Annotated in this window: 19 protein-coding genes (1 of these 19 cut by a window edge); 7 read left to right on the top strand and 12 right to left on the bottom strand. The window is 38.5% G+C overall.

Translation table 11 applies throughout. The features are described from left to right. Nucleotides 1-2,665 carry the 3' portion of an alanine--tRNA ligase gene (gene alaS / locus HVN35_01850; protein ID NYB51298.1) on the top strand. 62 nt of this gene lie to the left of the window's left edge, so 2,665 of the gene's 2,727 nt are visible here — the last part of the coding sequence; the start codon falls outside the window, past its left edge; it ends in the stop codon at nucleotides 2,663-2,665. Between the two features lie 161 nt (nucleotides 2,666-2,826). Continuing rightward, entirely contained in the window at nucleotides 2,827-4,080 is a 1,254-nt protein-coding gene (locus tag HVN35_01845) for a methanogenesis marker 16 metalloprotein (GenBank protein NYB51297.1), read from the top strand. 155 nt (nucleotides 4,081-4,235) lie between these two features. Here HVN35_01845 and HVN35_01840 read toward each other — a convergent pair whose 3' ends face one another. The 3 genes from HVN35_01840 to HVN35_01830 form a co-directional block, all read right to left on the bottom strand. Then, on the bottom strand, nucleotides 4,236-4,766 hold the full coding sequence (locus tag HVN35_01840; protein NYB51296.1) for an NTPase: 531 nt from the start codon (nucleotides 4,764-4,766) through the stop codon (nucleotides 4,236-4,238). Between the two features lie 104 nt (nucleotides 4,767-4,870). Continuing rightward, complete coding sequence (locus HVN35_01835; protein ID NYB51295.1) at nucleotides 4,871-5,452, bottom strand: zinc ribbon domain-containing protein; 582 nt, start codon at nucleotides 5,450-5,452, stop codon at nucleotides 4,871-4,873. A gap of 167 nt (nucleotides 5,453-5,619) precedes the next feature. Further along, the gene (locus HVN35_01830) at nucleotides 5,620-6,288 is read right to left on the bottom strand and encodes a heme-binding protein (protein NYB51294.1); all 669 of its coding nucleotides are present in this window, start codon (nucleotides 6,286-6,288) and stop codon (nucleotides 5,620-5,622) included. A 293-nt stretch (nucleotides 6,289-6,581) separates the two neighbouring features. Between HVN35_01830 and heR the strand changes: the two genes are divergently transcribed. Next, entirely contained in the window at nucleotides 6,582-7,403 is an 822-nt protein-coding gene (heR, locus tag HVN35_01825; GenBank protein NYB51293.1) for a heliorhodopsin HeR, read from the top strand. A 263-nt stretch (nucleotides 7,404-7,666) separates the two neighbouring features. Next, on the top strand, nucleotides 7,667-8,401 hold the full coding sequence (locus HVN35_01820) for an alpha/beta hydrolase (GenBank protein ID NYB51292.1): 735 nt from the start codon (nucleotides 7,667-7,669) through the stop codon (nucleotides 8,399-8,401). 141 nt (nucleotides 8,402-8,542) lie between these two features. On the opposite strand, the gene HVN35_01815 is transcribed toward HVN35_01820, so the two are convergent. The 5 genes from HVN35_01815 to hypD form a co-directional block, all read right to left on the bottom strand. Next, nucleotides 8,543-8,770, bottom strand: a complete 228-nt coding sequence (locus tag HVN35_01815; protein NYB51291.1) for a hypothetical protein — start codon at nucleotides 8,768-8,770, stop codon at nucleotides 8,543-8,545. 133 nt (nucleotides 8,771-8,903) lie between these two features. Beyond that, the gene (locus HVN35_01810) at nucleotides 8,904-9,857 is read right to left on the bottom strand and encodes a radical SAM protein (protein NYB51290.1); all 954 of its coding nucleotides are present in this window, start codon (nucleotides 9,855-9,857) and stop codon (nucleotides 8,904-8,906) included. Nucleotides 9,858-10,103: 246 nt separating this feature from the next. Further along, on the bottom strand, nucleotides 10,104-11,408 hold the full coding sequence (locus HVN35_01805) for a TldD/PmbA family protein (GenBank protein ID NYB51289.1): 1,305 nt from the start codon (nucleotides 11,406-11,408) through the stop codon (nucleotides 10,104-10,106). Then, nucleotides 11,405-12,070: a phosphoglycolate phosphatase gene (locus tag HVN35_01800; GenBank protein NYB51288.1), complete on the bottom strand. Its 666-nt coding sequence runs from the start codon at nucleotides 12,068-12,070 to the stop codon at nucleotides 11,405-11,407. Before HVN35_01800 ends, HVN35_01805 begins: the two co-directional genes overlap by 4 nt. 140 nt (nucleotides 12,071-12,210) lie before the next feature. Beyond that, entirely contained in the window at nucleotides 12,211-13,269 is a 1,059-nt protein-coding gene (gene hypD, locus HVN35_01795; protein NYB51287.1) for a hydrogenase formation protein HypD, read from the bottom strand. A gap of 519 nt (nucleotides 13,270-13,788) precedes the next feature. Here hypD and HVN35_01790 point away from each other — a divergent pair. The 3 genes from HVN35_01790 to HVN35_01780 are packed head-to-tail and all read left to right on the top strand — an operon-like array spanning nucleotide 13,789 to nucleotide 16,947. Further along, nucleotides 13,789-15,012 carry a UDP-N-acetylmuramoyl-L-alanine--D-glutamate ligase gene (locus HVN35_01790; GenBank protein NYB51286.1) on the top strand — a complete coding sequence of 408 codons (1,224 nt, stop codon included), beginning with the start codon at nucleotides 13,789-13,791 and terminating at the stop codon, nucleotides 15,010-15,012. A 39-nt stretch (nucleotides 15,013-15,051) separates the two neighbouring features. Next, nucleotides 15,052-16,236 carry a hypothetical protein gene (locus HVN35_01785; GenBank protein ID NYB51285.1) on the top strand — a complete coding sequence of 395 codons (1,185 nt, stop codon included), beginning with the start codon at nucleotides 15,052-15,054 and terminating at the stop codon, nucleotides 16,234-16,236. 45 nt (nucleotides 16,237-16,281) lie between these two features. Beyond that, nucleotides 16,282-16,947, top strand: a complete 666-nt coding sequence (locus HVN35_01780; protein ID NYB51284.1) for an NTP transferase domain-containing protein — start codon at nucleotides 16,282-16,284, stop codon at nucleotides 16,945-16,947. Nucleotides 16,948-17,121: 174 nt separating this feature from the next. Here HVN35_01780 and HVN35_01775 read toward each other — a convergent pair whose 3' ends face one another. The 4 genes from HVN35_01775 to HVN35_01760 all read right to left on the bottom strand — a co-directional run bounded on the left by HVN35_01775 (nucleotide 17,122) and on the right by HVN35_01760 (nucleotide 19,582). Next, nucleotides 17,122-17,799: a DUF169 domain-containing protein gene (locus tag HVN35_01775; GenBank protein NYB51283.1), complete on the bottom strand. Its 678-nt coding sequence runs from the start codon at nucleotides 17,797-17,799 to the stop codon at nucleotides 17,122-17,124. A gap of 172 nt (nucleotides 17,800-17,971) precedes the next feature. After that, complete coding sequence (locus tag HVN35_01770; GenBank protein ID NYB51282.1) at nucleotides 17,972-18,709, bottom strand: geranylgeranylglyceryl/heptaprenylglyceryl phosphate synthase; 738 nt, start codon at nucleotides 18,707-18,709, stop codon at nucleotides 17,972-17,974. Between the two features lie 207 nt (nucleotides 18,710-18,916). After that, on the bottom strand, nucleotides 18,917-19,063 hold the full coding sequence (locus HVN35_01765; GenBank protein NYB51281.1) for a 50S ribosomal protein L40e: 147 nt from the start codon (nucleotides 19,061-19,063) through the stop codon (nucleotides 18,917-18,919). 3 nt (nucleotides 19,064-19,066) lie between these two features. Continuing rightward, complete coding sequence (locus HVN35_01760) at nucleotides 19,067-19,582, bottom strand: DUF367 family protein (GenBank protein NYB51280.1); 516 nt, start codon at nucleotides 19,580-19,582, stop codon at nucleotides 19,067-19,069. Between the last annotated feature and the right edge of the window lie 229 nt (nucleotides 19,583-19,811).

Genomic DNA, 19,811 nt, shown 5'->3' with positions numbered 1-19,811 from the left:
TTTCTGGTCCATAGGAGAACGTGAAACGTGTGGAGATGCACCCTGTGATGAATACCAGTTCATTGGAAACCCAGCCACACCACAAAAATATGATTTATTCTCAATCCATGATCTATTCACCCGCTTCTTCCAGGAAAGAGGCCACAAACCCATCAGAAGATATCCAGTACTTGCAAAAAGATGGAGGGATGATGTTTTCCTGGTGGGAGCATCCATATATAACTTTCAACCCTGGGTAACCTCTGGACAGGTCAAACCCCCAGCAAATCCCCTGGTAGTAGCCCAACCCTCAATACGTCTCAATGATGTGGATAATGTGGGACGAACTGGCAGGCACATGACCTGTTTCACCATGGGAGGACACCATGCCTTTAATTCTGAAGATGAACAGATTTACTGGGAAGATGAGACTGTTAAATACTGTCATGACTTTATAACTCATCTGGGTATAAATGAAGAAGAAATAACCTTTATCGAGTCCTGGTGGGAAGGTGGAGGAAACTCCGGACCATGCTATGAAGTGTGCGTGAGGGGAGTGGAACTGGCCACCCTGGTATTCATCCAGTACCGAACCTTACCCGGTGGAGATAAGGAAGAAATTCCTCTGAAAATTGTGGATACTGGTTATGGGCTGGAAAGGTTCGCCTGGATAAGTCAAGGCACACCAACTGCCTATGACGCTTCATTTGGACCAGTAATAGAAGAATTGCAGGAAATGGCTGGCGTTGAACTAAACCATCGCATCCTGGGAGAAAACGCTCAGGTCGCAGGGATGATGGACATTGAAGATATCGCAGATTTAAAGGTACTACGCAGCAAGGTGGCAGAGAGACTGGGAATCACCATGGAAGAGTTGAAAGAAGCCACCGAGCCCATGGAAGCCATCTACGTTATTGCTGATCATACCCGGTGTCTGGCATTCATGCTGGCCGATGGAGTCATACCTTCCAATGTAAAAGAAGGTTACCTGGCTCGCCTAATCCTCAGAAGAACCATCCGATTCATAAAAAAATTAGACTTAAAACAGTCCCTGGGAGATATAATGCATATTCAGCTTAACTTCCTCTCCCAGACTTATCCAGAGATCCGTAATCATCAGGAGCATATTTTAAGAGTAATTGAACTGGAAGAAAAACGTTACCAGAAAACCATCCGCAAAGGAAAACAAATGGTTAAAAAAACCGTTAAATACCTTAAAAAAGATAATAAAGATGAAATGCCCCTGGAAACCCTTGTTAAACTCTATGACTCACAGGGTCTGCCACCGGATACTGTAGAAGAGATTGCCAAAGAACTTCACTTCTCAGTGAATGTCCCAGATAATTTCTACACCCTGGTAGCAGCTCAACACTCTGAAGAAGAGATTGAAGAGGAGATCCCACTAGAACTGGATTTTGCAGAAACTAATCTATTATTCTATGATGAACCTCAGGAAACAGAGTTCAATGCCAAATTTCTGGGAACACATGAAAATAACATCATTCTTGACCGCACCCTATTCTATCCGGAAGGAGGAGGCCAACCGTCAGACATAGGTTTCATAGACACCGGCCAAGAGAAAATCAGGGTTTTACATGCTGAGAAGGTAGACGGGATTGTTCTGCACAAAGTGGAAGATGAAAAACTTGCGAAACTAAAACACCGGACTGGTTCAACCCTTAAAGGAATTATTGACTGGAATAGGCGCATTGCCCTGGCCCGTAATCATACTGCCACCCACCTTCTAGTTGCAGCAGCACGAAAGGTGCTTGGAGATCATATATGGCAGGCTGGAGCTCAGAAGGGTGTTAAAAAATCGAGAATAGACTTATCACATTACCAGCGCATTAGTCAAGAAGATTTGAACCAAATCGAAATCATTGCCAACCGATGGGTTATGGAAAATATCCCTGTAGAAACTCAATGGATGAACCGTGCTGAAGCCGAGAAAAAATATGGATTTATCCTCTACCAGGGAGGGGTGGTTCCCGGGACCAGTATCAGAGTAGTTCAGATTCCGGGTGTGGATGTACAGGCCTGTGCCGGGACACACTGCCAACATACTGGACAGATAGGTTTGATTAAAGTAAACCGGACAGAAAGGATTCAGGATGGAGTGGAACGCTTAGAATTTTCCGCTGGAGAAGCAGCAGTGGAGCACATGCAAAAGCAAGATGCCCTCTTACACAAAAGTGCTGCTGTGTTCAAAGTTGAAGCCAGCCAACTGCCTAAGACCAGTGAAAGGTTCTTCACAGAATGGAAATCTTTCAAAAATGATATTAAACGCCTGCAAGACCAGTTGGCCAAACTTAAAACTGAATCTCTCATACATCAGACTGAGAAAATCGATTCATTAAGCTTTCTATCTGATACTGTAGATGCAGATATAGGTGAACTGGTCCAAATGGTCACCCAACTCACCGATACTGGTGAAGTAGACCTGGTTGTCCTGGGAAACTCTGAAGGGAAGATTGCTGGCGCTGCATCAGCCCAAGCTATGAATAGGGGTGTTAAAATCAATGAAATCATCAAAGAAGCCGCAAAAGTTATGGGTGGTGGAGGTGGTGGAAAGCCAAACCTGGCCCAGGGAGCAGGAAAAGACCCTGATAAACTAGAAGAAGCACTGGAATTTGTTCGGGAAACTCTGAAGGATAAATTGGCTCAGAAAAGTCTTAACGGATTTTAACCATAAATCTAACAGAGTATAACTAAATAAAAAGGGGAAAGAACTGGGCATTTCATGTATTAATATTTCCTCATTGTAGTTTTGATTATTATTTCAGATTGTTTTAGGTTCGAATTATCTATGACCCATGCACATGGATTTATTTATGTAGGTGGATTTAGTTGAAAAAAAGCATCCAGCAAATTAATCAAAAAATCAAAGATGGTGAAGCAACAGTCCTTACTGCAGAAGAAGTTACTCGTCTGGTTATGGAAGGTGAAGAACCCACTGCAGAAGATATTGATGTGGTAACCACTGGAACCTGTGGCATAATGTCTGGAACAGCAGCCATCTTCCACATACCTGTTTCAGAACCAGGAACCTTTAAAAAAGCTAAAAATATCCTTTTAAATGGTGTTCCTGGCTTCCCAGGGCCCTGTCCCAATGAATGGTTGGGGTCGGTTGATTTAATGGTTTACGGCACTGCCCACAGTCTATATCAAACCCAGTACGGGGGAGGGTTCCTTTTCAAAGATATCCTGCGAGGTGAAGAAATAGAAATAGAAGTGGAAGATTATCAGGGGAATATTATCAAATCCACTGCGACTCTGGATGATTTTAAAACTGCACAGATGATTGGGACACGTTTTGCCTTTAAAAATTACACTGCTTTCATAAATCCATCTCCTGAACCTGTTTCTTCCATATTCAATGCAGTGGACATGGAAGGACCATTCAAGGGAATTTCATTTTCTGGTTGCGGAGAACTCAACCCACTCCAGAACGACCCTCAACTTAAAACAATCCTTAAAGGTAGTAAATTACTTATTAACAACTCTGAAGGACTATTCATCGATACAGGGACTAGAAGCACCCCTGAAAAGCCTAATATGATGATCACCGCTGATATGAAGAAGATGGATCCTCATTATCTGGGTGGTTTCCGTACAGGGGCAGGCCCTGAAGTTTACAATAGTGTGGCCACTGCCATACCGGTCCTGGATGATGAAATACTTCAAAAAACCTTCATAAAAAATGAGGATATAACACTGCCTATTGCAGACATCAGAGGACGGCACAGTGTCTTAAGTCACACCACCTATGAAGTGTGGCGGAATGTTGATGAAAGACCAACCTATGAAAAGGAATTCTGTCAAAACTGTGGAACCTGTGTGGTGGAGGAGAGATGCCCCACCAGAGCCTATGAGAACCACCAGCTAAACCAAGCTCGGTGTTTTGGATGTGGGATGTGTGCCTATTCCTGTCCCTTCGGCACCTTCCACATGGAAAGAGGGAAGGTGACAATTGATTGGGAAGGTGAGGAAAAATCTTTAGAAGTTAGCTGCCGTCAGTCTGATATTAAACGTGCACGCGAACTGGCCAGTGAACTAAAAAAAAGGATTGAAAACGGAGAATTTCTACTAAATATCTTTTAATTTCTTTAACTACTTCAACTACAATTTTATAATAATATTTCCTAGGAATATTAATTTTATATGAATATTTTTTATAGATATTTGTTCAAATCCATTGAATCTGTTTTGTAAAATTAAATAGTAATTTTTAGTTTTTTTAAGGTTATTATCTCAATTTAATCCAATAATCCGAGTATTTCTTCAAGGATGGAATCCCTGTTTTGCAATGTAATTTCAAAAATAATCACATCCTCCCTATTTTTAACCTTCAAAATAAAAGGATGCTGTGAGTGCTGGTGAATAACTGCAATAACTGGTTTCTGGCTTTCCATCACTTCCCACACTGCACTTGAAAATGAACTGCTTTTCAGTTCCATGGGTGCAATTTCATCTATGAATACAAAATCTGCAGTTTCAAGAGCATTTTTCAAGGCAGGTATTGCAATTTTCCTGATATCATTCAAATTAACTTTATATTTACCCACCATTGGACCACTGGGACGGTTATTGTTGTGTACACTGGACAGAATTCCTTTTTTCCCAGAACTTATGTCAATAATATTGAAACCTGTTCGCATACCTTTTTCCCGGATTTCTGGACAGTAAACTCCACCAACAGAATATCCTCTATTTTTAATATGTTTTTTAATTTCCTGTAAGATGGTGGTTTTACCCACACCAGGTGGACCGGTTATTAAAATATTCATAATATCACCAAAATCAAAAGGGCAAAAAGGGCAAAAAGGAATTAACTCAAAAGAAGATTCTTTTTAACACTCCATAGTTTATTTTCTGACTAAGAGAGGGTAAGTTAATGGAATATGTTCTGGATTCTGCCTGAAAAGAAAATGAATCCCATCACAAATCCCATGAGCAATGCCACTACTAAAAACAGGATTACTGTTGTCCAGATAGAACCCGATTTTGGTTCTGAGTCAAAATATTCATCATCAAGATCATAACCCCGAGTAAGATATTTTTTCTGTTTAGGGTAATTTTTCTTATACTTTCTTCTGGAACGATTTTTGTGATTGTATCTGTTATTATAATCCTTATCTTGGTGGTAATCTTGATCATAGCCTTGATCACTATATTTCCTAGTTTTACCCCTATTTCGACCTTCGTCTTCATCATATTCCTGTGTAAAATCAGGATCATAATCATCCCAATTTTGGTGTGGTTCAGCGTAGGGTTTCTTTTGATATTTATCCTCAAAATAGTCTTCATCTTCCAAGTTATATGGCTTAACTGTAACTTCTTCCACATCCCGATATTCACCTCGAAGGAACTTCTGTTGCAGGGGTTTATGTTCAGAACTGATCAGATCCATCCCACACTTAGGACAGTAAGTTTCCCATTTGGAGATTTTAGCCCCACAATTTTCACATATCATTCTCGAACCCCTTATATTCTACTTCTCGACCCATAATGTTTTACCATTCTGAACCATTTTACCATTCAAAAAATTTCAGTTTAAACTCTTTAATTTAGAAATGTAATATTTTAATCTGAATTTTGCAGGGAAATTGTTATGAAATTCAACAGGATATTAATTAGAGGTTATATTTCAACCATAATTTCATTTCTTCTGAGAAAACCTGGAACCGCAGGATGATTATATTGTGCAACTATAAAATTTGATTTTGGCTTAATATTATTTGTTTTCAGCCATCTTTTTAACTCATTCATTTCTTCTTCAGCTAATTTATGATTAACCCTTCCTTTAAATCTTAAAACAGCCATTCTTTGATTAACGACTTCTTTAAATTTAATACGATCATCTTCAGGAATGGGTAAAGTATCCAGAGTATATTCAGAAGGCATGGTAAAGGATATTCTGTAAATATGAGACTCTGAATTCTTTCGAGTTAGCGGATAGTTTTTGGGTTTTTCCCAGTCTTTAACTGATTCTTCAGTAACTGGAGCAGTCATATGGATCTTTTCTGATTCATTAAAATCTTTATCCACAGCTTCCTCAGTTACGGGGGTTGTCATGGGGATTTTTTCAGAAACAGATATGTTCTCTCCAGATACTGGCACCGTCATTGCGATTTTAGAACGTTTTGTATTAGCCCCAAAAATATAGTTGGCCAGTATGGAAAATCCCACACTAATAGCCTCATCATAATCTGCTTCCACATCGACCTGGGCTAGAATATAACCTGGGTAAAACCTGACTTCAATATTATTATCCTTACCTTCAACAGTATATGTTGGGCTTTCAGTAATTTTAACAGTCCCCCTCATTGATAAATATAGAATAATTTGTCTATTATTATCTTTAAACTTACATAAATCATTTTCCAGTAGAAATAAAGAAATTATCCTTTAAATTTATGGGTATAATGTTAATCAAAAATTAATGTGTAGAACTCTATAAATTTTGTACATATATCTGCATAAAATTCGCAGCCCATGTTAACCTAAGATTTTCATGAATTAGTATCCATTAATTAGTAATTTTAATCCAACAATTTAATAACATCTTCCAACATATATACACATATTAAGGGGGTATGATAATGGATAATGAAATGAGAAGGGAATTTATTGCCAAGTCACCCATTACTTTTGAGGGGTTGAGAAAACTTAACATTGCTGCGGGTTCACTGCACTTTATACAGGGAATCATAATGATCATCCTGGGTTTGTGGTTGACCTGGACCCAGGATATCTACACTTTTTATCTTAAATTTAATATAATATCTGTTAGGCCTTTTGAAGCTCAGATCGTGCCCGATCCAACGGTTGCATTTACTGTTGGTTATTTGGGAGTGATTCTATCTTCATTCCTGCTGATATCCGCCATTGCCCATTTCACCATTGCATTTGTGAAAAACAAAAACTACAATGAGAACCTGAAAAAGGGTATGAACCCCTACCGCTGGTATGAATATTTCTTCTCCAGCTCCATCATGCTGGTAATAATTGCCACTTTCGTGGGAGTATGGGATCTGTGGTCACTGGTGATGATCTTCGTACTCAATGCTGTGATGATCATGTGCGGATATTTAATGGAAAAGATCAATTATTACACCAAAGAAACTGACTGGTCTGCCTATCTAGTGGGATGCCTATCAGGATTCGTTCCCTGGATAGTCCTGGCAGCCTACTTCATTGCTGCACTGGGATCCACCGAGACCAACCCGCCCGCCTTCGTATACGCCATACTCGCCATTTACTTCATCATGTTCAACACATTCTCTATCAACATGATTCTACAGTACAAGGGTGTTGGTAAGTGGAAGGACTACCTCTATGGTGAACGGGTGTACATAATACTCAGCCTCATTGCAAAAACTGCCCTGGCCTGGCTAGCATTTTTGGGAGTTTTCGCACCTTGAAAGAAGTTCAAAATCGGGAAAAAAAGTGTTCTGCAGAGTAACTCAATCTGAGGGAATTTGATCTCTTAGTAAATCTGATGGTAATTTCAGGAATTAAATCTTCATAAGTAATTTCTGATACTAGTTTACATTCCCTTACATTCCCTCTCCCCTTTATTTTTCAAAATAATCGTTGCATGAACCTATAATGCATTATAAATTATCCTGTGTAACCAAAAAAGTTTTAGTTCTATATGAATAATAGATGCTAATTTGGTGAAATTATGCCATCTAAAAAGCGAATAATATTAATCGCTCTATTAGCTGTTTTTTTAATAGTAGCTGCTGGTTTTACATATTATGTTTCTGACTATTATCATGCCGATGCAAAGGCAATGGCAGCACTGAATTCAACCAATTCTTACATTGTAGAGAATACTGCTGATTTCATCACCTTCACACCCATTCTTAACCAGAGCAGCACAGGGATAATAATTTATCCCGGTGCAAAAGTAGAAGCAGAATCTTACTCAGTGATAGCCTCCCATCTGGCTGAGAATGGTTATACCACCATAATTGTGAAAATGCCCTTTAACTTAGCATTTTTTGGGACAAACAAAGCAGATGATGTTATTAAAAATCATCCAGAAATTGATTCATGGGTAATTGCCGGTCATTCACTGGGAGGTGTTTTCGCCTCTGAATATGCAGTTAAAAATCAGGAGAAAATCAAAGGAGTGATCTATTTAGCTGCTTATCCCTCCTCCAATGCATCAAATGCCTCTTTTAAAGCATTATCCATTAGGGGTTCACTGGATAATTTGACCTTGCCTGATGATATTTCTGCAAATTTTGATAAATTCCCGGTAAACACTACCTTCCTGACCATTGAAGGTGGTAATCATTACAACTTTGGTGATTACGGAATACAGGCTCAAGATAACAACAGCACCATCACCCGCGAAGAGCAACAACAACAAACTATAAACGCCATAATCCAGTTTATTAAAAAACTCTGATATTAAAAACAATGAAAATGAGATAAAAATCTGTAATGAAACCAAAAAAAAGTATTATGATCTTAATAAAGTTAAATTAACAGCAATTGAAAGCTTAAATCTCAATCTACAGCATATATTGTATAATTTGTATGGTAGTGATTAAGGTATCACCCTCAGGTAATGGGCTTCCTTAGCCCCTGCATTGAATTCAATACTGGTAACCTCTTCCATCCAGTCCTCGAATATTCTCCATAGTAGCTCATCAGAGGCATATATACGAAAAACTGTTTCTTCTTCATCTTCCATAACGACTTCCTCCACCTCCCCATAATCCCTTTTTATATCATTGTAAATTTCACTAGCCAGATCCTGATTAACATTTTCCATAAAAATCACATCCATTACTTATTTTTCTATAAATCATGCAAATTCATCGAAATAATTTAATCAGACCTATTTAAACCAAAAACATCCTAATACAACCAATTCAATCATAATTATTTAGATTAATCCCTTAGATTTAAACCAGATTATTAAACCCTAAATCATGAGCATAATGAATCACTTCGCTTATTTCACTGGAAGAAGGAAGTCCTGATATTTCTACATGATCCTGGGCCTTGTAAACTGGATGATACTGACCCATGATGTTCAAAACTGGTTTTAAGCCTAAATTTTTGGATATCCACTCCAATAACGGTTTTGAGCAACACTCCACATGATTTGGAAGAACTAGATGTCTGATTATGATATCCCCTGCATGAAATGCCATTCTATGGTTTCTACCCACCACTTCCATATAACTGGGGATGTTTGAAAGTCTCTGGGCACATTCATCATTACCATACTTAAAATCTGTCAGGTAAAGGTCAACAAACCCATCCAGTAGTTGCATGGCTTCTGTGGAGAGGTACAGGTTACTGTTCCAGACTAGGGGGATGTTATCCCTTACCAGTTGCATGGTGCCTAGGATGTAATGGAGGTTGGGTGTGGGATCACCACCGACAAAATTCACATTTCGAGAACCCTGCCTTCTGCGATTTTCTATGATTAATGCCAGGTCTTTCTCACTTAATCTTATTCCCCTATCTGGATTTTGACTAATATCCCAGTTCTGGCAGTAAACACAGTTGAAATTACATCCGGAGAAGAAAATCGTGTGGCTGGGAACCAGTGGTGGTTCTTCACCTACATGTAAAAACTCTGATGATATATGTGAACCATCAACTCCACATTCACCCTTTTCAAATCTCCTATCAACTCCACAAGCCTTTTCACAGAAATTACAGTGCTGGAACATTCTTGTTGCAATTTTAATCTTTAAATCCAAAAATGAAAATGGGGGTTTTTTTACAGTCCCCTGGGCTGGGTCCCTATTGAGTAGGCCCCTTTGGATCCGATTATTCTTTGATTTATCCAGATTATTCCCATCTAGATTATTATTACCTTCTAGATTATTCCCAAATTCCACCATATCCCTGATGATATTTTTATTTTCCCTGTAAATTCGTCTGAAATCATTTCTCAGTCGTTCGTGTTCAGTCCAAAGAAGATCATAATCACTGCCAGGGTCCTTTGCTTCTATCATAGATGTTATCTTACACCGGGATAACTGCTGGTTGGTCATAACCCTCAGATAATCTGATAGAAGATGTTCTATTGTTTGAATGGTCATTTTTTTAACTGCCATCAGCCGTTAAACTTTTATAAGCATTAATGATTATCCCACCACCCTTAAACTGGAAATAGTTAAGGGTGGTACAATAAAGGGTCCTAACTGGCGGGTTTTACGAGAAGCTGCTTTGACTTCTTTCAAGATGGAGAATATGTTACCTGAAAGCATGGCCTTTTTTACCGGTTCAATAATTTCCCCATTCTTGATTATAAAGGCATTCATGGCCTCTACTGAAAAATCTCCAGATATGGGATTGGCTGTATGGGCACCTAAAACATCAGTGACCAAAAGCCCCTCCCCTATTTCAGAAAGACTTTCAAATTCAGCAAATTCCAATATCAGGTTCGAAAGACCTACTCCGGGCATGTCATTGAATGATGAACGCATTCCATTCCCTGTACTTTGAACATTACCCTTGTTAGCAGTATGTATATCATACAAAAAGTTTCTTAGAACACCATTTTCAATTAAGGTTGTTCTTTGACTGGGTGTTCCTTCACCATCCCCTCGAGAAGAATTTAATCCTCCCTTGACAGTGCCATCATCATAGATGGTTAATGAGGAAGATGATACCTCCTGATCAATCTTATCAGCATATATGGATCTGCCTCTTTGAACATTATCCCCATTTATTGCCTGGGAAAACGTTGAAAGAAGGCTGGAGGATGCATGATAATCCAACAATATTTTCATGTCCTTGGTTTCTACCTGCACACCTCCCCTTGAATTTAAAGCAATCTCACATGCTTTATTAGCTATTTCTTCCGGATTTAAGTCCAGTCTTCGGGATGAATCAGATTCACTGGCAGTTGAAACTCCATCTCCATCAGGAACATTAACTGCAATGAAACCAGAAATATGGGTGGCCCTGTCTTCACACCATGCACCTTCTGAGTTGGCTATTAGGGTCCTAGAATAACTGGTTGAAACTCCACCAGATGTGGGTTGGCATTTGCTTTCCAGAACTGTACCAATCATGGTTTTTCCCAATTCTATGGTTTCTGTCAGGTCCATGTTCTCTATTTTCCCATCATAAATTCCTTTAACATGAGGATAATCTGATTTAGAGGCAAAAGCAAAGTTTTCATCTGCCTGGTTGGCTTGGGCATTGGTAATTGCCTTATCCACAGTTGCCTGTAACTGGTCGGCTTGGGTTGTGTAAGAAAAGCCCATTTTATTATTCTGGATCACTCTAATACCCATGCCCAGGGAGTGAGACTCCTTAGCAAAGTCCACCTGGTCATTCTGTATGGTGGCATCCACACTTTCAGTGCTTTCTATGTATATTTCAGCGTGATCAGCATGTTTCAGAGCATAATCCAGTGTTAATTTAGCTAAATCATTCATCATGGTAGAAACCTCTCTAATGCCTCTTTAACTCCATCTCCATAGGGTTTTTCAGTAACATAATCAGCTATCGCCTTAAGTTTCGGATCTGCATTGGCCACTGCCACCTTCAAACCAGCTACTTTAAGAAAATCAAGGTCATTTTCACTGTCACCCACTGCCAGAACCTCTTCAACATCAATACCCCTTTCTCTTAACAGCTTAATTAGGGATGAACCTTTATTCACTTGGGGATCTGTGAGGTGCACTGCAAAACCTGAATCATATATTTCCACGTCAAAGTTTTTCAAAGCTTCTTTTATTAGATCAGAAGGCAGGTTACGTTTGAGTGCTATTTCAGAAACCCTTTCAAAGGAGTATTCAACCTTTTCAACTGGATAATGGTTTTTTAAATACTCATATGCCTTTTGGCTCTTTTTAATATCTCCTAAAACTATTTCTTCATCATTGCACTGGATAACTCCACCATTTTCAGCAACTAAACCCCCGGTTGTTCCCAGTAGCATGGAAAGGAATCTGGTAAAGGCAAGAAGATTTCCAGTTACTATAATAACTGGAATCCCACAACTTTCCGCATAATTTATGGCTTCAAGAGAACTTGGACATAATTTCCTTTTTTTATCAGTAATTGTTCCATCAACATCCAATGCTACGGCCTTTATCAAGGGATCACCAGTCTATGTCAATAAAATATATATTAGGGGAGTTTTAGACCTTTCTAGAGATTAATTTTTATTAATTTCTATTTCTAACCCACCTTACCTATTCTGGCATATTATGAAATTATTATTTGATTGGGTGGTGACTAATCTTCATCCAGGAATGATCCATATCTATATGCAATATTGCAGGTTCCTTCTTTACTTACCATACAGGCACCCACAGGATTGGTGGGGTTACATTCCTTCCGGAATAGTTTACAATCTTCAGGACGGGCCACTCCCCTTAAAATTGCTCCGCAGATACAGCCAGTCACTACTTCTGGTGTTTCCCCTACATCAATATCAAACCTTTCACGGGCATTCACATCACCGAATTCAGCCTTTATTTCCATTACAGAGTCTGGTATAGGTGGGAATCCCCTCCATTCTTTAGTTGTGATGTAGAAAACTTCTTCTAGTAATTTTTGTGCTTTCAGATTCCCTTCTTCCCGAACTGCACGTTTATACTCATTTTGAACTTTTGCCTGGCCATCATTTAATTGTTTAAGTATCATGTAAACTGCTATGAGCACATCCATTGGATTGAATCCAGTTACCACTTGAGGAATGCCATATTTTTCTGAAAACAGTTCATAAGGCCTGGTACCTATTATGGTTGAAACATGCCCCGGTTCTATCAGAGCATTGAGATTTACTTCCCCTGATTCAATGAGGAATTTTAAAGCAGGAGGAATTAATCTGTGGCAGGATAACACTGAAAAGTTTTCAGGTGGGTTGGATACGATCTCGGCAGCGGTTGTTGGTGCGGTGGTTTCAAATCCTGCTGCCATGAACACCACTTCATTATCAATTTTTCGAGCTATTTCAACAGCGTTATTCACTCCGTAAACGATCCTAACATCAGCCCCATCTGCTTTAGCATCAGCCAGAGTTCCTGTCCCACCCGGCACCCTTAGCATGTCCCCGAAGGTTGCTATGGTTACCCCTTGCCTGGCTAAATCAAGGCATTCTTCTACTTCTCGTGCAGGAACGCAACATACCGGACATCCCGGGCCTGCAACCACTTCCACCTCTTTAGGTAACAGGGTTCTTATCCCGTGTTGCATTATGGTGTGTTCGTGTGACCCACAGACATGCATTATCTTTACAGGTTGGGAGATTTTTTCTATGCGTTTGACAACTTCTTGAGAGATATCTTTCATTGTAGTCATGATTGCCACCAGATTCTATTTTAGAATTCATAAATAAACCAATAATAAGAATTAGCTTTTCTGAAGTTCTAATTACTTAAATTGTTGCTTAAATCATCTTCATTAAATATTTTCAATAAATAAATTTTGATCTCTTTATTATGATTATTCATGTATCCTTTTTCATGTATCCTTTGAAGATATTGTTTTTGATGTTATATGATTATGGGATGTGTAACATTAAAAAAATTTTTAGTTAAAAAATCCAGGCAAAGGATTATGAGGTCTACCCTACAACCATAAAAAAATTATCATATTATATTTATTAATTTACTAAATTACAGATAAATAAAGATTTTATCCCGAATATAAAAACTTTTTAAATCTTAAATAAACGTATGGAGCGTTAAAATGTTTATTGGGCAATTAAGGAGAATTATTAGTTATAGTTATATAGTAAATTATCAAAGTTATATTTAAGGACCAGTAATAAGTGATTGATCTGGAAAGTAATATGAAATGGTTTTTAAAATGAAGATTGCTGTGATTGGGCTGGGTGTAGAGGGCGTTAATGCCGTTGAATCACTATTAAATCACGGTTATGAAGTTTATGCTTCTGATATTAATCATGAAATTGAATTATCCCCTGGTGAAAACTTAGAAGTTGATCTAGGCTTTCATGATTTCAACAAAATAGAGAATTCCGATGCTGTGGTTATAAGTCCTGGTTTATGGAATCACCGGGCTTTCCAAAAATTTATATCTGATAAAAAACTTTTATCAGACATTTTAAAACCCAAAAAACCTGCCTTCACCATAGGAGTCACTGGCACCAATGGCAAAACCACCACCACCATGATGCTAAGAGATATATTAGAAAAAGCCGGCTTTAAAGTTCTTACTGGTGGGAATGCAGGAGGTGGTTTTAGGGGTTACACTGAAGTCATGTTAGAAGCTGCTTCAGGTGAATATAACCTGGTCCTGGTTGAAGTCTGCGACATGACCCTTGATTTCTGTAAACATAATTTTGACTTTGACCTGATTCTATTAACCAATATTGGTAGAGATCATCTTGAAGTTCACCAATCAATGGAAAACTATCTTAAATCACTGAAAAATTTCATCAAAGGAAAAAGGGTTCTTTTAAACAAGGAAAGTGAGAAAATAGGACAATTTACTGATGTAGCTGAGGAAATTCATTTTTTCAGCAAAATCCCCTATGAATTGAATTTATTTGGAGATTTTAACCTTGAAAATGCAGCTGCAGCGGCTAAAGCTGCAGAAATAGTAGGGATATCTGATAACATCATTGAAGATTCTCTTAAACAATTCAATGCTTTACCAGGCAGATCCACTGTAATCAATCTCCCCCATTCCAGAATAGTGGTGGGGAAAACTGATAATGCTGATGCCACTGCTGCTGTGTTGGATGAAGCAGAATTTCCGGTTATAATCTTGGGAACTCCACGTAAAGGAGAACTTTGCCGTTTTGAAGTTTTTAGAGAGGTTTCAAAGACAAATTCTGAAATAGTGGCCCTTTTCCCTGGGCTTGATGACACCTGTGAAGATGCAAGATGTATTTTAAAAGAAGAAAATTTTAGGGGCGATGTTATTAAACTCACGGATGTGGGTGAAGTGGTTGAATTTGCACTTAAATGTTCAGAAAAGTATCCTAATGTATTTATTGGCGGTAATGGTCAGCTTAAAATTATAGAAATAACTGAAAGTTTAAAACAGGCCATCTCTGCAAAATAATAATTATAGCCATAATAATGTCAATTTGGAGGATGTAAAATGCGTAAATCATTGTTAAACCCGATACTGGCCTTTGGTGTTTTAATCATAATGATGGTTGGTTTTCTTTATTTTGGAAACACTGTGGAAGGTTATTATCCCCCTCAAAAGCCAGAAGAAATCACATCAATGCCCATTGGAGACACTGTGGTGTCAGGCATGAAAGTGGTTGATGACAGTAAGATCAGGAAAGTGCCTGTTTTATATCATGCAGATTATTTAAATAAATTATTACAGGAAGGCAAATATATTCAGATAATTAGTGGACTGTTAACTGGAGCAGTGGAAACACCCCTCTCTCAGATAGCCAATGGCAGCATATCATATCAGGGAGTAGCTCAGGGATTCGAAGGACCTGGCTTTTTAAGCGTGCACGGGCAGTATTTAGTGGTTAATCCTCCGCAAACATTTGTGTGGGGTTTTAAAACTGGATACACCGTGGGAGTGAAAACCAGTAAAGGTCTTGAAATCAGGGAAGGGGGTAAAAATGGTAAACTAGTAAAAACAGTATCATCATCGGATATTAACAATGAAACCATCCCCCATGACTATGTTAGCATTTCCACTACCAAAAAATGGTATGAAAATGCCAAGGTTGGAGATTACATAAATCTTGATTACTCCCTAGCAGGTTTCAATGATGGCCGCAACCAGGTCCCCCCGGACAAAATTAAAACCTTTTTCGGAGATTCGGTAGTTAGTTATATGAAAGATTATCCTTCGGGTTCTCCAGTTATGGCTTATATGGGCCCACATAGTGAAAATGTGACTGCGAGTTATGCTGAGTCTTTAGGTTCTCACCCCGAATATGGGGATGCGGCCCGGGCTTACAATGCCATGCAATTTGCCCGAGCATGGAACGGTACTATAATACCTCCTAAAACGGGTTCCAATGGGAAAGAAAATATAGGTTTTGATCCCTGTCCTGACCCTAATGCCACTGGTGGATCTGCAGTCCATGGAGTTTGCCCTGCTGCCAGGTCAATCAGAGGTGCTACCGCAGCTGCGGGATTACCAACACCCATAGGAATCAGATGGGAAGAATTGGCCATAGCCTATGATACCAGCCCCACCCAAGGAGTGAAAATATACAACAATCAGAATTACCCTATAAAAATTATTATGTACACCCAGGGAAGTGGATCCGGACTGGTAATCTACTCTAGAATAGTAAAGCTCAGTTAAAAACTAATTCTTCCATTTCCCTTACTTTTAGGGAGTGTTAAACTCATGAAAGGAGTATCAGGCATTATTACTGCAGCCGGTAAAAACAGGCGAATGAGGGAAGACCTTAAGAGTAAGGGGATGGAAATAAAACATAAACTCCTTTTAAAAGTTAATGAAAAACCCATAATAAATTGTACCATAGAAAAAGCACTTCAAACAGACGTTAAGGAGTGCATTGTTGTTCTTGGACATTTTATGGACGAGTTATACCCTGCACTGGAGGAAATAAATGACTCAAGACTCCGTATCATTGAAAACCAAGATGTGGATGTTGAATTATCGCAAACACTTCTAAACGGTGTTTTGAACACGGAATATAATTACTGTCTTTGCCTTGCCGGGGACCAGCCCACTGTTACCATTCAAACCATGCAGAATTTGATTAATCATCTTTTAAATAGTTCTGATCCAGATAAAACAGTTTCAGTTCTCTCCCGTGGAAAAACAGGATACTTGAATAGTGCCCGAGGCTTAGGAATGCCTTTCGCATGTAGTTCCTCACTTTTAAAACATTACCTCCATGGAGAAGAAGATAATCTTAATCCCATATTAAGAAGAATGGTTGCTGACGGTGTTTCATTGTATGGGATAGAAGCACAGAATGAATTGGAACTAGTAAATATCAATCGCTACAACGATTATCTCAAGGTTTTAAAGGATCTAGAATAAATAGAATGGAAATTAAATCTTTTAAATTGAATACTCCGGACTTTTTTTAGGATTATACTCAAGATTATCATGGCATTTTAAGAAAAAAACATAATTAAAAAAAAAAAAGTGATTTTAAAATATTAAATATTAAAATATTAAATATTTTTTTAAACAAAGGCTGGAGATATTTTTTTAACTCATATTCTCCAGTGCATTGATGAGGCATCCAATATTTTCACCAGTAAGGCCTATAATAACCTCATCATCTTTTATATCGGCGTATTGTCGGGACCCACTGCAACCCAAGGTTATATTAGGTTTGCGGCGTGTGAATGGCCCTGCAACAGCATCTGCACATATTGATTGAATACCAGCAAAATCTGCCTCCACCCTTCCACCCATGGTGTAAACAAGGGCTTGAGAAACTTTCATAGCCTGAGCAGGGTTAGCTATGATTAAAATAACATCTGGGTCAAAGTTAGCCTTCTCCAGAGGAGCGTAAATCAAGGCATACATAATATTATCTATTTTAGGTATGGATTCCATGGTTTTTTTGGCTGATCCTATACTGGAGAACCTTCCCAGACCATAGTAAAATTCTCCTGTTCTCACCTTTTCTGGTGCTTCTTCAAGACCAAGAGCTGCTGAGCCGCCTTTACACATCTGTTCTTCTGCTGTGGCATAAAAAACATCCCCATGACTGGCTTTCTGCACCAATTCACAATGGCGCATTTTTCCATCTGCCTTGGCTATGCCTTTAGGAATGTCTTCTTCTCTTAAAACAAATTTAATGGCAACTGGAGATTTTTCTAAATCAAGGTGTTCTTTTAACTTATCACTTATGAAATCATATCCATCTGACTCGCACATACTTTTTCACCTCTATATTTGTTTAGGTTTTATAGAAAAATAATTTTTTCTATTTATGGGTATGGGAGCTATAGGTGCTGAAGGAAAAAGATGATGAACATAATTATACATCAAATAAATTGAAAATAAATATGAATCTACTAAAAAGGAAAAAATTTTAAAAAAGAGCTATCTAAACTGATTTAATACCTTCTACAATCTCAGAAATCTTTTCTTTTATATTTGAGGTGTTCTCAACCACAGTACCGGTAACAATGATATCGGCACCAGCCTGAGCCACCTTTTTTGCAGATTCTCCAGTTCTGATACCTCCGCCCACCACCACTATGTGATTGGTGAACATTTTAACCTTCTGGATCATCTCACTGGGAATGATCTCTCCAGCTCCAGAGCCTGCTTCCAAATAGAATAGCCGCATTCCCATGAATTCAGCAGCCATAGCATAGGCCACCGCAATATCTGGCTTCCTGCGAGGGATTAACTTAGCATCACCCACCCATCCTGCAGTTTCTCCTGGTTCCACTATTAGATATCCCATGGGGATGGTTTCTATGCCAATTTTTTTAATTTTCGGAGCTCCCAAAGCCTGGGCACCGATAATCCAGTAGGGATTATTGGAGTTTAAAAGGCTCATGAAAAAAATGGCATCAGCATAGGCACTCACCCCAGTAGTGTTACCTGGGAAGAGAATTATGGGAACATCAAGGTTTTCTTGAAGAATTTTTGCGGTTTCATTAAGTTCCTGGGAGTCTGTGGTGGATCCTCCCAACATGATTCCATCAGAACCTCCTGCAACGGCTTCGGTGGCTATTTCCAGTGCTTTTTCTGGATCTTGATCCTCAGGGTCTAAGAGGGTGAGGTGAACTTTTCCATGCTTAAGAGATTCTTTTAGATATTCTTCCACTTTCATCCGAAACACCTATTATTATAAACTAAAATTTTAACCTAGAATCAGTTTGATTGTTTACAAATAAGATTTTGATAGTTAGATAACATAATATTTAATTAGAGAAAATTAATCCCTAATTACCACTTAATACTGTGAAACAATAAAAGAAATAATAAAAGATGTGTTTCCTCTATCCCCTGCAAATTCCAGGGGATTAGAAGAAGTTATTTATCCTCGCGGCTCTTTGGCCTTGTATCTCAAGCCCTTGTATCCGCACTTACGGCATGTTTTGGCAGTTGGTGGGTTTCGAGCGTTACATTTGAGACAAATCTTGATCTTGAATATTCTGTTCTCTGCTTCTTCAAATCTAGCCATTATCTAGCCTCCTATAAATTCATTCTGAATATCTACAACTTCCCGACTGCTGCGAGCCCGGGAGTATGCCTCTAAGAGCTCATGGTTGAGCTCCAGAAAATGAGGTCCCCACTTGAAGTGGGACATAATCTGAATAGCATTATCTTTAAGTCCCACTATATATAAGGTTGCTGCCACAGCCTCAGCAGTGGACAGTATACATGGTTTCCCATAGTTGGTGGGATTGGCAGCCACCAGAAAGGGAAGGGATCTGTGGGTTTTAGTTCCCCTAAACATGGCAGAAGACTTGTCGATCCGTTTCCATGAACAATCCAAACCTACGATACCCTTTTCAACCACCAAATCATGGTCTTCGGGTGATACTGCCTTTGGAGAGAAGGGGTCTAATACTAGACCACCTCTTGGGACTTGATTAAGACGATTGACCATCTTTATCTCTTTCTGCTTGGCCAGTTTACGGGTGGTGCATTTTTTAGGATCGCACTGTTCAGCGTGGTAAACAATAATTTTATGGGGCATAGAATCAGACATGGGATTAAATTGAAAAATTTTCTAATTCAATTGATCTTTATTTAATTTATAAACTTGAATATTAATAAATTTCAGTATATTGCAGTTTATTTATTATTTTCTCTCTGGATACTATACAACTTTAATTTTTTTACTTATAAAAAATTAATTAGTCTTTACATATGGAAAAATAACCAATATCAAGTCTATAACTAATTCATTAAATTTAATTGTAAAC

Source organism: Methanobacteriaceae archaeon (assembly GCA_013403005.1).
Lineage (GTDB): Archaea > Methanobacteriota > Methanobacteria > Methanobacteriales > Methanobacteriaceae > Methanobacterium.
The sequence above is the reverse complement of the archived record's forward strand: the minus strand, read 5'-3'. Positions and strand labels throughout refer to the sequence as shown.